Origin of the sequence: Bacillus cereus group sp. Sample62, assembly GCF_036851315.1 — a bacterium.
Classification (GTDB): domain Bacteria; phylum Bacillota; class Bacilli; order Bacillales; family Bacillaceae_G; genus Bacillus_A; species Bacillus_A wiedmannii.
On record NZ_JAFLPK010000001.1, the window covers coordinates 1,176,801 to 1,191,684 of the forward strand.

Here is a 14,884-nt window from a genome sequence, read left to right on the forward strand (position 1 = left end):
TGGAACAAATGAAAAACGAAAGAATCGAGAAATTACAAGAGAGCTGGGAACTAGATACGCGCTGGAAAGGGATTACACGTCCATATTCGGCAGAAGATGTAATTCGCTTGCGTGGGTCAATTGATATTGAACATACATTAGCGCGCCGCGGTGCTGAAAAGCTTTGGTCATCGCTTCATACGGAAGATTATATTAACGCACTTGGCGCATTAACAGGAAACCAAGCGATGCAACAAGTGAAAGCGGGGCTAAAAGCAATTTATTTAAGTGGATGGCAAGTCGCTGCGGATGCGAACCTTTCTGGACATATGTATCCAGACCAAAGTTTATATCCAGCGAATAGCGTACCTGCTGTAGTAAAACGAATTAATCAAACACTTCAACGTGCGGATCAAATTCAGCATATGGAAGGAAGCGATGATACAGATTATTTCGTACCGATTGTAGCAGATGCAGAAGCGGGATTTGGCGGACAATTAAACGTATTTGAACTGATGAAAGGTATGATTGAAGCAGGTGCATCAGGTGTGCACTTTGAAGATCAATTATCTTCAGAGAAAAAATGCGGCCATTTAGGCGGAAAAGTATTACTACCAACGCAAACAGCGGTGCGTAATTTAATTTCGGCACGCCTTGCAGCAGATGTAATGGGAGTGCCGACAATTATCGTTGCAAGGACAGATGCGGATGCAGCAGATTTAATTACGAGCGATATTGATCCAGTTGATAAAGCATTTATTACAGGAGAAAGAACTCCAGAAGGATTTTACCGTACGAAAGCAGGTCTTGATCAAGCAATTGCACGTGGTTTAGCATACGCTCCTTATGCAGATCTCGTTTGGTGCGAAACGTCGGAACCAAATTTAGAAGATGCAAAACGATTTGCGGACGCAATTCATAAAGAACATCCAGGGAAATTGCTTGCATATAACTGTTCACCTTCATTTAACTGGAAACAAAAATTAGATGAAAAAACAATTGCAAGCTTCCAAAAAGAAATCGCATCTTACGGTTATAAGTTCCAGTTCGTAACACTAGCTGGATTCCACTCATTAAACTACGGCATGTTTGAATTAGCACGTGGCTATAAAGAGCGCGGTATGGCAGCCTACTCTGAACTACAACAAGCAGAATTCGCAGCAGAAAAACACGGCTACTCTGCAACTCGTCACCAACGCGAAGTAGGAACAGGTTACTTTGATGAAGTAGCACAAGTTATTACAGGCGGTACTTCATCAACGACAGCGCTAAAAGGATCTACAGAAGAAGCACAATTTACGAAATAAAAGGAAGGGGTACCTTTTTAAAGGGTGCCCTTGTTATTTTCGGAAAGATTCGAGAGTAAATGGAAATACATCAACGGTTTTTCAAATATATCGACTTACCGACAAAAAAGACGATATTATCAAATCCACTCAGCTCTATGATCGCGAATAAACTTCATATCTTTCTCATAATGCTCTAAATGTCCTTCATCAATCATTCTTTGGAAATTCAAGTCGCCTTCTTGTGCTTTTCTTTTCATATATGTACATAATGCTTCTAATCGTAGTAACACTATTCCTAAGTAATCTTCGTCCATACTTTTACCGTAGGACTGCACAAACAATTTCACTCTTTCTTTCATACGGCTAGCATGTTGTGCCGATTCATAATGAACTGCTTCACCCGATTCTGTATAATACACTCTACTTAAAGGTACACAAGTATAAAGCGTATAAGCGATATCCCAAATTCTTGGACCAGGAGCAGCGACATCGAAATCAATAATACCTACTGGTTTCTCGTCATGAAAAATAATGTTATATATGGCAAAATCATTGTGGCATAAAACCTCAATGTCATTTGGAGTACGATCCATCGGTTGCCATTCATCTGATAAGGCAAAGTCACTTACCGCATCATGATAAAGGCGGAGCATCTTTGCTATTTCTTTTAAAACAGCATTAGACCGCATATATTCTTTTAACGGATAATTCCCAGCTTCTCCTTCAATAAAGGATAAAATCTCTCTATCTTTTTCATCTACACCTAAAAACTTTGGGGCATGATGAAACCCTTTGTTTTCTAAGTGCTGTAATAATGTATGAATTTTTGCACTGCCTGGCTTTAATTCTCGCCGAACAGTATTTTCAGAACGATACACATTTGATACATTTCCCCCTGTAAGCTTTTCTTCGTTGGTGTAGTTTGACATATAATCCCCTCCAATGATTATATTGTAACACTTCAGAATAATGGATGTAACCGCATTCGAATGATGTATGTGTTCACTTTATAGTGAAATCCGCACATACTAAAATCAATTATTTACGAATGTACAATCAATTTAATTTGTCAGTTATTTTCAAAAAAAGATTGTACATTTCATTTTAAGTATGCTATGATGAAGTCAGTTGAATAGTTAAATTAAGCAATCCATATATTATCAAGTGCCGAAAAACGAACGAGAAAAAGTATGTGAGAACTAGTTTATGTTTCGTGTTTGATAATGTGTGGATTCTTTTTTTATACAGGAAGACTAAAATAAATTGTGTTTTCTTTAGGAGGAAATAATTATGGCAGTAACAGGACAAGTAAAATGGTTTAACAACGAAAAAGGATTCGGTTTCATCGAAGTTCCAGGCGAAAACGATGTATTCGTACATTTCTCTGCAATCGAAACTGAAGGTTTCAAATCTCTAGAAGAAGGTCAAAAAGTTAGCTTCGAAATCGAAGATGGTAACCGTGGACCTCAAGCTAAAAACGTAATCAAACTATAATTTTATAGTTCATTATGGAAAAAGGATGGCTGCTGCCATCCTTTTTTTTGTTGTAATATACGAGCATAATGATTATATTTTGGGGAAAAGTATACAAATGAAGTCATACTCGATGTTCATAGCGGGAATAAAGAAGATCTACAAAATACGATTGAAGAAATCTCATTCACCCGTTTCAGATGAATAAGAAAAAATAGTCGTTTTTTTTGAGGACGAAGAAGAGTAAAAGGCTTTCCGAAATGGAAGGCCTTTTACTCTTCTTTTCCAATCTTGTTCTTCTCACGTTTCTTACATTCAGAGCATTTCGATTTACGAAAAGGCTTTGCGAAGAATAGTAGAATGAAAAACAAACCGAATATAATACTAGCTGAATTTTTCACGATCACAATGCTACTATTTTTCATTTGAATCGTTGGTTGCATTTCTTTTTCTTCCATAGTGGACCTCCATTTATTGGATTTTTCTTTTAATTATAGCAAAGTTAATTGTCGTAATGATGCGAAATGAGGAAGCAGTTGTAAATATTTATAGGTAGTATAAATACATTTTGTATAGCTTTTTATTATAAAATTAATATATTGTTATTTCATAATTTAAAAGACATTTGACAAATGATAAAGTATTGTAAAAAAGCGGAATCTGTAAGCCATTTCCTTTTCATAGATGCTAAAATTATATATGCAGCTGCTAATATAAATGGAAAAAAGGAGACAGTAGAATATGGAAAGTAAAGTAGAACGCTATGTCGAAAACTATGTGGTAAATAAAAATACAATGGCCTTACTTCCTGTTATTCTAAGTGAGAAGAAAATTGTTACACGAGTTGTTGAGATGGAAGATTCTTTTTTCGTATTTCAAAGGCCCCTAGATATTATAGAAAGAAGTTGCCGCAAGCATGGCTCTAGTTTCTTAGGTAGAAAAGAAGGAACGAAAGAGTTAACTCATATTACACATAAAGCACCGATTGCAATTAGTCCGGCAGATCAACTTTATTTTTTTCCTACTTATTCTTACTCTAGAAAAGAATGCGCTTGGTTGTCTCAGTTTTATATTGAAAGTAATAAAGAGTTAAAAGATGGAAATGTAATTGTTAGATTTATAAATGGCTTTGCTGTGAAATTAGAAATATCAAAAAGTAGTTTTGAAAATCAACAAAATCGTACAGCGAAATTGCGTACTGAATATGAAGATCGTAGAAAAAAACAAGGAAATCCTTCCTTCAAATTAATTGATAAAAATGAGGAATCTAGATTAAAACCAGCATATGAGAAAGTGTATTTTGTTAAGGAAGGCGAAATGTGAGAGGATGGGGGAACCCCCATCTTTTTTATTTGTCAGCTTTTGTCGGTAAGTCGATATATTCGAAAAATCGCTGATAAAAATCGAGTTGTGGTTGATATATTTGAAAAATCGCTGATAAAATGCGAATTACAATCGATATATTCAGAAAATCGCCGATATAATTTCAGTTACCGAGGAATTTGCCACTAAAACAAAAGGATCATTTCCAAAATCGCAAAACGTCTTGTCGAATATTGATAGATTATCATAGCGTAATAATGAAGGAATTCTAATGAAAGATATGGAAACTTAATAATTACATCTCCATATGTCGTATCTACCATTTCCTCTTTCATATAAGCGATGATACAGTAGAGGTAGTACTTAGAGTAAAGGGGTAAAGTGTAGAATGGATTTTCAGACAATCAAAGAGTATTTTTCACCAGAAAATATGGATCATATTGTTGAAAGCTATAAAGCGTTCGGACCACTTCTTGGTATTGGTTTACCGATGATAGAAGCGTTGATTCCGGCATTGCCACTCATCGTATTTGTACTGGCGAATGCTGTTGCATTTGGATTTTGGCTCGGTTTTCTTTATTCTTGGCTTGGATCAGTAATGGGCGCCTTACTTGTCTTTTTCATTATTCGCCATTTTGGCCGAAGTCGTTTCTTTTCTTTTGTAAATAAGCATGAGAGAGTACGAAAGGCAATGGGGTGGATTGAAAGGAAAGGGTTTGCGCCAATTTTCGTCATATTTTGTTTTCCGTTTACACCGTCTGCGCTTATAAATGTTGTTGCTGGTTTATCTCGCATTAGTGTAAAGCAGTTTGGACTTGCGCTCGCGTTCGGAAAGCTTGTGATGATTTTTATTTTAACGTATATCGGTCATGATTTAATGTCATTTATTCATAATCCGGTGAAATCAGTCATTGTAGCAATTGGTATTTTTATTTTATGGTATGTCGGCAAGAAAATCGAAGTAAAGTTAGAACTACATTAAGAATAGTCTTCTTTATAAATGCAGGCTTCATTATTAAAGGGTAAGGGGAGAAGCGGATGAAGAAAACTTTGAAAAAAGAAGGCATAGAGTGGATACGAACAATTTTAATTGGTGTATTATTAGCTGTATTTTTTCGAACGTTTTTCTTTTCAACGTACGTTGTAGAGGGGAAGTCAATGATGCCAACATTGCAAGATGGCAATATGCTCGTTGTAAATAAGGTGAGTTATCAAGTAGGGGACTTGAACAGGTTTGATGTTGTTGTGTTTCATGCGAATAAAAAAGAGGACTACGTAAAACGAATTATCGGTCTACCTGGGGATCAAATTGAATATAAGCATGATAAACTGTATATAAATGGACAATTCGTCGATGAACCTTATTTAGAGACATATAAGAAAGAGATAAATGGACGACAACTAACGGGTGATTTTAAACTAGAAGAGTTAACGAAAGAAAATTCGGTGCCGCCTGGATATATTTTTGTAGTAGGTGATAATCGCCTCGGGAGCTGGGATAGTAGACATTTTGGATTTGTAAAAGCTGATACAGTTGTCGGTAAAGTTGATTTACGATATTGGCCAATTCAAGAGGTGCAAACGAATTTTTCAAAAGGTTGATACAATAGGTAGAAGTATAGAAAAAGACAAACTACTCTGTTTGTCTTTTTTCGTGTCCTATAATACAATTATAGTAGCAAACTAACGTTCGTTATGTAAGTGAAAGGTGGGGTTACATGTCACTTCGATTTGTGATTGGTAGAGCGGGAAGTGGAAAAAGTACACTTTGTTTACACGAAGTGCAGGAAGAGTTAAAGCAACGCCCAAGAGGGAAAACAATATTATATCTTGTGCCAGAACAGATGACATTCCAAACGCAGCAGGCGTTAATCGGGAGTGAGGATGTAAGAGGTTCTATTCGGGCACAAGTTTTTAGTTTTTCACGATTAGCGTGGAAGGTGCTGCAAGAAGTTGGCGGAGCGAGTCGTCTTCACATTGATGAAGCGGGCGTACATATGTTGCTTCGTAAAATTGTTGAGTCTCGTAAAGAGGGATTATCGGTGTTCCAAAAAGCAGCGGAGCAAAACGGTTTCTTTGAACATCTTGGTAGTATGATTGCGGAGTTTAAACGTTACAACGTGACGCCATCTAACGTATATGAAATGTGGCAACAATTAGACGCACATAGTAGCAGTGCAGAACAAAAGCTATTAGCGAATAAAGTGTATGATCTACAACTATTATATGATGATTTTGAACGTGCTTTAATCGGAAAATATTTGGATTCAGAAGACTACCTACAATTGCTAGTCGAAAAGCTTCCACAGTCTGAATATGTAAATGGGGCTGAAATTTATATAGATGGATTTCATTCATTTTCACCGCAAGAACTAGAAATTTTAAGACAGCTTATGATTTGCGGCGCGAGAGTTACGATCACGTTAACGATAGATGAAAAAACGTTAGCGCAGCCAGTAAATGAACTAGATTTATTTTATGAAACGACGTTAACGTATGAAAAAATAAAGCAAGTGGCGCGTGAAGAGAAGATAGAAATTGAAAAAACGATTCCACTTATGGAACAACCGCGTTTTCATTCGCAAGCATTAGCGCATTTAGAAACGCATTACGAAGCACGTCCAAATGAAAAGTTTCACGGAGAAGCAAGTGTAACAATTAGTACAGCAGCGAATTTACGAGCTGAAGTAGAAGGTGTTGCGCGTGAAATTCGTAGGCTTGTGGCGGATGAAGACTATCGTTACCGAGATATTGCAGTCCTTCTTCGTAACGGAGAAAGTTATTACGATGTGATGCGAACGCTATTTACAGATTATAACATCCCACATTTCATCGATGAAAAACGCCCGATGTCACATCATCCGCTAGTAGAATGCATTCGTTCTGCACTCGAGATTATTAGCGGAAATTGGCGTTATGATGTAGTGTTCCGCTGCGTGAAAACAGAGCTTTTATATCCACTAGACGTAAGAAAAGAAACGATGCGCGAAGAGATGGATGAGTTTGAAAATTACTGTTTAGCGTACGGTGTACAAGGGAAGAGATGGACTTCTGAGGATCCGTGGATGTATCGCCGCTATCGTTCTCTTGACGATACGGACGAGATGATTACAGACAGTGAACGTGAAATGGAAGAGAGAATAAATCGACTGCGCGACGTTGTAAGAACGCCTGTTATTCGTATGCAAAAAAGACTGAAGCGAGCGGGAACAGTTATGCAAATGTGCGAAGCTGTTTATTTATTTTTAGAAGAGCTAGACGTTCCAAAAAAACTAGAAGCATTACGTATTCGTGCAGAAGAGAGCGGAGATTTCTTATTTGCGACAGATCATGAGCAAGTATGGGAAGAAGTAATGAGTCTTCTTGATACGTTCGTTGAGATGCTTGGCGAAGAGAAAATGTCACTTTCTATGTTCACAGATGTTATGTCGACAGGTCTTGAGGCACTTCAATTCGCAAACATTCCGCCTTCATTAGACCAAGTGTTAATTGCTAATATTGATTGTTCAAGATTATCAAATGTGAAAGCAACATTTGTCATTGGCGTGAATGAAGGAGTTATTCCGGCAGCACCGATGGATGAAGGGATGCTCTCTGATGAGGAAAGAGATGTTCTTAGCGTTGCAGGTATCGAATTAGCACCAACGACGAGACAAACCTTATTAGAAGAACAGTTCGTTATGTACCAAATGGTAACGAGAGCAACTGAGAAATTATATATTTCATGCCCGCTTGCAGATGAGGAAGGGAAGACGTTACTTGCGTCTAGCTTTATTAAGAAAATAAAAAGAATGTTCCCTGATGTGAAAGATACATTTATTACAAATGACGTAAATGATTTATCACGTTCGGAACAAATTTCATACGTAGCAACGCCAGAAGTAACGTTGTCATATGTTATGCAGCAACTTCAAACGTGGAAGCGATATGGATTTGAAGGGAATTTAGATTTTTGGTGGGATGTATATAACTTCTACGTAACTTCAGATGAATGGAAACAAAAAAGTAGCCGCGTATTATCAAGTTTATTCTACCGAAATCGTGCGCAAAAGCTAAGTACAGTTGTAAGTAGAGATTTATATGGAGATAAAATAAAAGGAAGCGTATCTCGTATGGAACTATTTAACCGTTGCGCATATGCTCATTTCGCGCAGCACGGTTTATCCTTAAGAGAGCGTGATATTTTCAAATTGGATGCACCAGATATCGGGGAACTATTCCATGCAGCGCTGAAGAGAATTGCGGACAGGCTATTACGTGAAAACCGTACTTGGGCGGATTTATCAATAAAAGAGTGTGAGCATCTTTCGGCTGTAGTAATAGAAGAAATTGCACCATTATTACAAAGACAAATTTTATTAAGTTCAAATCGTCATTTCTATTTAAAACAAAAACTACAACAAATCATTTTCCGTACATCAATCATTCTTCGTGAACATGCGAAGTCAAGCGGTTTCGTACCAGTTGATTTAGAAGTGCCATTCGGTATGGGTGGTACAGGATCGCTTCCGCCGATGGAATTCTCATTACCAAATGGTGTAAAGATGGAAGTAGTTGGTCGTATTGACCGTGTTGATAAGGCGGAAGATGAAAACGGAACGTTCCTACGTATTATTGATTATAAATCAAGCTCAAAAGCGTTAGATTTAACGGAAGTGTATTACGGATTAGCACTTCAAATGTTAACGTATTTAGATGTTGTTACTTCAAATGCACATACGTGGATGAAGAAAGGCGGCACGGCATCACCGGCTGGTGTACTGTACTTCCATATTCATAACCCGATCGTTGAGATGAAAGGTGACGCATCTGAAGCAGAAATTGAGAAAGAAATTTTAAAGAAATTTAAAATGAAAGGGCTCGTACTAGGAGACGCTGATGTTGTTCGTTTAATGGATAACAAACTTTCAACAGGAAGTTCTGATATTATTTCTGCTGGTTTGAAAAAAGACGGTAGCTTTAGTGCACGTTCGAGCATTGCAAGTGAACAAGAGTTTAACGTGCTTCAAAAATACGTACACCATACGTTTGAAAATATCGGAAAAGACATTACAGAAGGCGTTATCGATATTGCTCCTTATAAAAAGGGGAATAAAGCGGCGTGTACGTTCTGTAACTTCAAATCTGTTTGTCAGTTCGATGAATCACTGGAAGATAACCAGTTCCGTACGCTAAAAGATATGAAAGATAGCGAAGCGATGGAGAAAATTAGAGAGGAGGTTGGCGGAGAATGATTGAAAATTGGCCTAAAAAACCAGAAGGTAGTCAGTGGACGGATGACCAGTGGAAAGCGGTTGTAGCGAACGGACGTGATATTTTAGTCGCGGCAGCAGCTGGATCAGGGAAAACAGCAGTATTAGTTGAACGTATTATTAAAAAGATTATAAATGAAGAAAACCCAGTCGATGTCGACCGCCTGCTCGTTGTAACATTTACGAATGCAGCGGCGCAAGAGATGAAAAACAGAATTGGGGAAGCGTTAGAAAAAGTATTAATTGATGAGCCAGGATCGCAGCACGTAAGAAAGCAGCTTAGCTTATTAAATAAAGCTTCTATTTCGACGATCCATTCCTTTTGTTTACAAGTAATTAGAGGATACTACTACATGCTTGATGTTGACCCTCGTTTCCGCATTGCGAATCAAACAGAAAACGAATTATTAAAAGAAGAAGTGTTAGATGACATATTAGAAGAAGAGTATGGAATCGAAGATAATAGTATTTTCTTTGAACTTGTTGACCGTTATACGAGTGACCGTAGTGATGATGACTTACAGCGTATGATTTTAGCGCTTCATACAGAATCAAGAGCGCATCCAAATCCGGGAAATTGGCTTGATAAGTTAGTAGAAGCATACGACGTGGAAGGAAAGACAATTGAAGATTTAGTGTATGCTTCTTACTTATTAGAAGATGTGAAATTCCAGCTTGAAACAGCAGAGGCACATATTTGTAAAGCGACTGAACTCGCAATGCTTCCTGACGGTCCGGCGCCCCGCATTGAAACCCTGCAAGCAGATGCAGTTTTACTTGGAACGTTGTCATCGGCTGCTTGTGAGTCGTGGACAAGTGTATATGAAGCGATGCAAAATGTATCGTGGCAAACGTTAAAGCGTATTAAGAAAAGTGATTACAACGAGGATGTTGTAAAACAAGTAGACTCTCTTCGTAATAAAGCGAAAGATGAAGTGAAGAAATTACAAGAAGAGTTATTTAGCCGCAGACCTGAAAGTTTCTTACGAGATTTTCAAGATATGCATCCTGTATTAGAAAAACTCGTACAGCTTGTAAAAGTATTTACAGAGCGTTTCCAAGCGATGAAACGAGATAAAGGAATGGTCGATTTCACAGATTTAGAACATTTCTGTTTACAAATTTTAAGTGAACAAAGTGAAAGTGGTGAAATGAAGCCATCAGCAGTAGCGCTTCAATATCGTAATAAATTTGCTGAAGTACTAGTCGATGAATATCAAGATACGAACTTTGTACAGGAATCCATTATTAAATTCGTAACGAAAGATTCTGAGAGTGAAGGGAACTTGTTCATGGTTGGCGACGTAAAACAGTCGATTTATCGTTTCCGACTAGCAGAACCAGGCCTGTTCCTAGGAAAGTATAAACGCTTCACACAAGAAGGATTAGACGGCGGAATGAAGATAGACTTAGCGAAAAACTTCCGTAGTCGTCATGAAGTGTTAGCAGGAACGAACTTTATTTTCAAACAAATTATGGGCGAAGAAGTCGGAGAAATCGACTACGATGCTGATGCTGAATTGAAGCTAGGTGCTAGCTATCCAGAAGGTGAAGATGTAGCGGCTGAACTACTATGCATTCAGCAAACAGAAGAAGAAGTGCAAGACGGGGAAGAAGGTGCAGAAGTAGAAAAAGCTCAACTTGAAGCTCGTCTTATGGCGCAGCGCATTAAAGCGATGGTCGATTCAGGTTATGAAGTGTATGACCGGAAAACGGATAGTATGCGCCCTGTGCAATACCGTGACTTCGTTATTTTACTGCGCTCTATGCCGTGGGCGCCGCAAATTATGGAAGAGTTAAAGCTGCAAGGAATTCCAGTATACGCTGATCTTGCGACTGGTTACTTTGAAGCGACAGAAGTAAATATCATGATGAACGTATTCCGCGTGATCGATAATCCGATGCAAGATATTCCGCTTGCCGCCGTACTTCGTTCACCAATCGTTGGACTAAATGATGAAGAACTTGCGACGCTTCGTGCTCATGGAAAGAAAGGTTCGTTTTATGAAGTAATGAGTTCATTCTTAAAAGGGGCACCGCTTGAAGAAGAACAAGAATTACATGATAAATTACAGTGGTTTTATAACTTACTGCAAGGATGGCGTGAATTCGCGCGTCAACAGTCACTTTCTGATTTAATTTGGAAAGTGTACGGTGAGACAGGTTATTACGACTTTGTCGGCGGTTTACCAGCCGGAAAGCAAAGGCAAGCAAACTTACGCGTACTATATGACCGCGCAAGGCAATATGAAGCAACATCGTTTAGAGGATTATTCCGCTTCTTACGCTTTATTGAACGTATTTTAGAACGCGGTGATGATATGGGTACGGCGAGAGCTTTAGGTGAACAAGAAGATGTCGTTCGTATTATGACGATTCATAAAAGTAAGGGATTAGAGTTCCCAGTCGTGTTTGTTGCGGGACTTGGTCGCCGTTTTAATACACAAGATTTAATGAAACGTTTCTTACTGCATAAAGACTTCGGTTTCGGTTCACAATTTATCGATCCTCGTAAACGAATTAAATATACGACATTATCGCAACTAGCGATTAAGCGTAAAATGAAAATGGAATTAATCGCGGAAGAAATGCGCGTGTTATACGTAGCGTTAACGCGTGCGAAAGAGAAGTTAATTTTAATTGGAACGGTTAAAGATGCCAATAAAGAAATGGAAAAATGGCTCGATGCAAGGGAGCATAGTGATTGGTTATTACCAGACCATATACGTGCCGGAGCGTCTTGTTATTTAGACTGGATTGCACCTTCATTATATAGACATCGTGATAGTGAAATGCTTCTTGAATTAGGACAAGGAAGCATTCCGGGTGAAATTTATGAATATGACACGAGCTGGAAAGTAGAAGTTGTTGACGGCAAAACGTTACTTGCACCGGAACCGGTTCAAGAAGAGAAACAAGAATTGTTAGAAGCACTTCGTGAGAAAAAGGCTGTTCCGCTACAAAGTGAACGAAAAGAAGAAGTGTATGAAAGATTAATGTGGAAGTACGGATATGAGGAAGCAACATCTCACCGTGCGAAACAGTCTGTTACAGAAATAAAGAGAAATTATCAATCTGAAGAAGGTAGCGATAACGCCTTTATTAAAAAACTGCGTGCGCCAATTAAAACACGCCCTCGTTTTATGGAGAAAAAAGGATTAACGTATGCTGAAAGAGGTACGGCAGTTCACGCTGTTATGCAGCATGTTGATTTGAAGAAGCCGATTACAGAAGAAGTGATTCGGGAGCAAATTGCTGGAATGGTAAATAAGGAATTATTAACATTCGAACAAGCTGAAGAAATAGCAATTGAAAAAGTCATTTCATTCTTTGACAGTGACCTAGGTAAAAGGGTATTAGCGGCGAAAAGTGTTGAGCGTGAAGTACCATTTACAATGATGCTTGCAGCAGAAGAGGCGTATCAAGATTGGCAAGGTAAGAGCGATGAAACAATACTTGTCCAAGGGGTTATCGACTGCATGATTGAAGAGGAAGACGGTATCACTTTAATTGATTTTAAAACGGATACGATTGAAGGAAAGTTCCCAGGTGGATTCGATCAAGCGAAACTAATTTTAGAAGATCGATACAAAGTGCAGCTTTCGTTATATGCAAAGGCACTTGAAAAAAGCTTACAACATCCTGTGAAAGAGAAATGCTTATACTTCTTTGATGGCAATCATGTTGTAAAAGTTGAGGAATAGAGGGACTTGAAATTGGAAACGGAAAAAACGTTAAGAACGTGTGAAAAAGGACATGAATACTATAAAAGTAGCGATTGTCCAACTTGCCCAGCTTGTGAGAAAGAAAAGAAACCAACAACAGGGTTTCTTTCACTTCTTTCATCACCAGCACGAAATGCGTTGCAACATCATGGAATTCACACTATAGAAGAACTCTCAAAGTATAGTGAAAAAGAAATTTTAAAACTACATGGTATGGGACCAGCATCTTTGCCGAATCTTAGAAAGGCTTTGGAGGAGAGCGGATTATCATTTAAATAAATGAAACAGTAAACAGTGTTTTTTTTGATAATCTTGAATGAGATAAAAGAAAAAAGTAGGAGAATATCTCCTACTTTTTTTACGCTGTTCCAATCTGATCTTGATCGGCCACATCAGAATCAAACGTATTTGTTGCACTAACGCCGCTAAAAGTGTTTACGACAAATCCAACATTGGAAGCTCCGGATCCATTATAAGCTTTCGTATTTTCTTTCGGAGACACGTTATAAAAATCCCCTAAATTGAACGAACCATTACTGTTTTGAACGACGAGATTTCCAACAACAGAAGGCATACTATCCACCCACTTTACTAAGCTTTTTAATTACTATATGAATTATTGTGCGGAAGGTTCATCCGTAATATATTGGCGGATTTGCATAATACGAGAGTTATTAAAAACATAATCAACATTTCCAATTTGAAAGCAACCAGAATTTAAAAGTGTTCGCAATTCAACATTGTTTACTTCAATAAAAGGGCATTCATTTACAATGTTTAATTTTACATCTGTCGTTCGTTTTGGGATTGTGATGTGTTCATCTGTAAAGATTTCAAATGCGTCTAAGCGGCCTTCGCCTTTTATATAACAAGGAATTTCCCTGTGGACGGCAAGAGCTCTACTTTTTAATTCCATTTGATTTGCATCTCCAACTTGAAATACAGCAGTAATCCCTAAAGAAATAATAGAAACATTTTGGACAACAGACACATGATGTAACATAATTTCTCAGTCTCCTTAACCTGGAGTAGGAGGGACATCTGTAACTAATGGTACAAATGGACCCTCTGTAACAGTTTCAAATGGTGTATCAAGAATAGAAGATAGTATGAGGAAATTTGCATCCCCAATTAAAAAGAGTGCGGATGATGATACACCGTTCATTTTAATCTGTCCGACTTTTAACTCGCGATTTACAACGTTAACATTCATACATACTTACTCCTTTCGGAAATTGCCCGGTATGTGTTGAATAAAAGATAGAAAGGCTTTGTCGATATCATGTTTCATTGCTTGGAGAATGATATCGCGTAAATAATCTGGATTTGTTGAAGAATCTTCGTATGATTGTGCTTGTGATAAATAATAAGGAAGTCTATGCTCCATCTGTTTTTTTATGTCATCAACCATCATTTGTCGATACATTTCATCGAGCGGGGTTCTCTCTTCTTGTTCAAAATGGAGAATTCGATTATAGGCTTCTTCATCTAAGTAACGATGCATTTCTTGAAGGATACCTTGGTAAAAATCTGGGTTTGTATCTGTTTCAGGATTTACTTTTAACGTTTCTGTATCCACTTGAAAATCTTCAATTTGCTGTCCTTTTGCTGAAAACGGATTTAAACCAATATTTAAAGTGCCATTTAAATTTTCTACTTTTAATTGATCGAATTTGTATTCCACTTTTCCTACAGAAGAGGAGGGGCGATTTTTTAATTCGGTAAGCTCTTCTTGTAATAGGCGCACTTGATCTTCTAGATGAAGGATGGTTGCTTGTTGTGCTTGAAGAGCTTGTTGAAGTTGGTGTAAGTAAGTATATATATCTTGATTCATTTTGTGAAA

The 14,884-nt window shown here is 37.8% G+C and carries 14 protein-coding genes; 8 read left to right on the forward strand and 6 right to left on the reverse strand.

From position 1 onward, the window contains the following. Window positions 1-8: 8 nt before the first annotated feature. Window positions 9-1,286: an isocitrate lyase gene (aceA, locus tag J0835_RS05870; RefSeq protein ID WP_000787360.1), complete on the forward strand. Its 1,278-nt coding sequence runs from the start codon at window positions 9-11 to the stop codon at window positions 1,284-1,286. A 119-nt stretch (window positions 1,287-1,405) separates the two neighbouring features. Here aceA and J0835_RS05875 read toward each other — a convergent pair whose 3' ends face one another. Beyond that, a complete protein-coding gene (locus tag J0835_RS05875; protein WP_087979760.1) occupies window positions 1,406-2,197 on the reverse strand; it encodes a phosphotransferase in 792 nt (263 codons plus the stop codon). A 361-nt stretch (window positions 2,198-2,558) separates the two neighbouring features. Between J0835_RS05875 and cspA the strand changes: the two genes are divergently transcribed. Then, a complete protein-coding gene (cspA, locus tag J0835_RS05880) occupies window positions 2,559-2,762 on the forward strand; it encodes an RNA chaperone/antiterminator CspA (RefSeq protein WP_000301521.1) in 204 nt (67 codons plus the stop codon). Window positions 2,763-3,013: 251 nt separating this feature from the next. Here cspA and J0835_RS05885 read toward each other — a convergent pair whose 3' ends face one another. Next, window positions 3,014-3,199 carry a hypothetical protein gene (locus tag J0835_RS05885; RefSeq protein WP_087979761.1) on the reverse strand — a complete coding sequence of 62 codons (186 nt, stop codon included), beginning with the start codon at window positions 3,197-3,199 and terminating at the stop codon, window positions 3,014-3,016. A 283-nt stretch (window positions 3,200-3,482) separates the two neighbouring features. On the opposite strand from J0835_RS05885, the gene J0835_RS05890 reads away from it, so the two are divergent. The 6 genes from J0835_RS05890 (at window position 3,483) to J0835_RS05915 (ending at window position 13,320) form a co-directional block, all read left to right on the forward strand. Further along, a complete protein-coding gene (locus J0835_RS05890; RefSeq protein ID WP_087979762.1) occupies window positions 3,483-4,064 on the forward strand; it encodes a competence protein ComK in 582 nt (193 codons plus the stop codon). Window positions 4,065-4,452: 388 nt separating this feature from the next. Further along, entirely contained in the window at window positions 4,453-5,046 is a 594-nt protein-coding gene (locus tag J0835_RS05895; protein WP_000347517.1) for a TVP38/TMEM64 family protein, read from the forward strand. A gap of 56 nt (window positions 5,047-5,102) precedes the next feature. Then, window positions 5,103-5,666 carry a signal peptidase I gene (gene lepB / locus J0835_RS05900; RefSeq protein WP_000751908.1) on the forward strand — a complete coding sequence of 188 codons (564 nt, stop codon included), beginning with the start codon at window positions 5,103-5,105 and terminating at the stop codon, window positions 5,664-5,666. Between the two features lie 116 nt (window positions 5,667-5,782). After that, window positions 5,783-9,298 (forward strand): helicase-exonuclease AddAB subunit AddB, encoded by a 3,516-nt coding sequence (gene addB, locus J0835_RS05905; protein ID WP_087979763.1) that lies wholly within the window; start codon window positions 5,783-5,785, stop codon window positions 9,296-9,298. Then, complete coding sequence (addA, locus tag J0835_RS05910) at window positions 9,295-13,020, forward strand: helicase-exonuclease AddAB subunit AddA (RefSeq protein ID WP_087979764.1); 3,726 nt, start codon at window positions 9,295-9,297, stop codon at window positions 13,018-13,020. The genes addB and addA overlap by 4 nt, the downstream gene beginning before the upstream one ends. A gap of 12 nt (window positions 13,021-13,032) precedes the next feature. Next, a complete protein-coding gene (locus tag J0835_RS05915) occupies window positions 13,033-13,320 on the forward strand; it encodes an RNA polymerase alpha subunit C-terminal domain-containing protein (RefSeq protein WP_087979765.1) in 288 nt (95 codons plus the stop codon). 79 nt (window positions 13,321-13,399) lie between these two features. Here the strand turns inward: J0835_RS05915 and gerPF are convergent, their stop codons facing one another. Genes gerPF through gerPC form a run of 4 tightly spaced genes read right to left on the reverse strand, consistent with a single transcriptional unit; the run spans window position 13,400 to window position 14,875 of the window. Further along, the gene (gene gerPF / locus J0835_RS05920) at window positions 13,400-13,615 is read right to left on the reverse strand and encodes a spore germination protein GerPF (RefSeq protein ID WP_001141570.1); all 216 of its coding nucleotides are present in this window, start codon (window positions 13,613-13,615) and stop codon (window positions 13,400-13,402) included. 42 nt (window positions 13,616-13,657) lie between these two features. Beyond that, window positions 13,658-14,044 carry a spore germination protein GerPE gene (locus tag J0835_RS05925; protein WP_076535964.1) on the reverse strand — a complete coding sequence of 129 codons (387 nt, stop codon included), beginning with the start codon at window positions 14,042-14,044 and terminating at the stop codon, window positions 13,658-13,660. A 15-nt stretch (window positions 14,045-14,059) separates the two neighbouring features. Further along, window positions 14,060-14,254 carry a spore germination protein GerPD gene (gerPD, locus tag J0835_RS05930; protein ID WP_001102341.1) on the reverse strand — a complete coding sequence of 65 codons (195 nt, stop codon included), beginning with the start codon at window positions 14,252-14,254 and terminating at the stop codon, window positions 14,060-14,062. 6 nt (window positions 14,255-14,260) lie between these two features. Next, window positions 14,261-14,875 carry a spore germination protein GerPC gene (gene gerPC / locus J0835_RS05935; RefSeq protein WP_076535965.1) on the reverse strand — a complete coding sequence of 205 codons (615 nt, stop codon included), beginning with the start codon at window positions 14,873-14,875 and terminating at the stop codon, window positions 14,261-14,263. Window positions 14,876-14,884 lie beyond the last annotated feature (9 nt).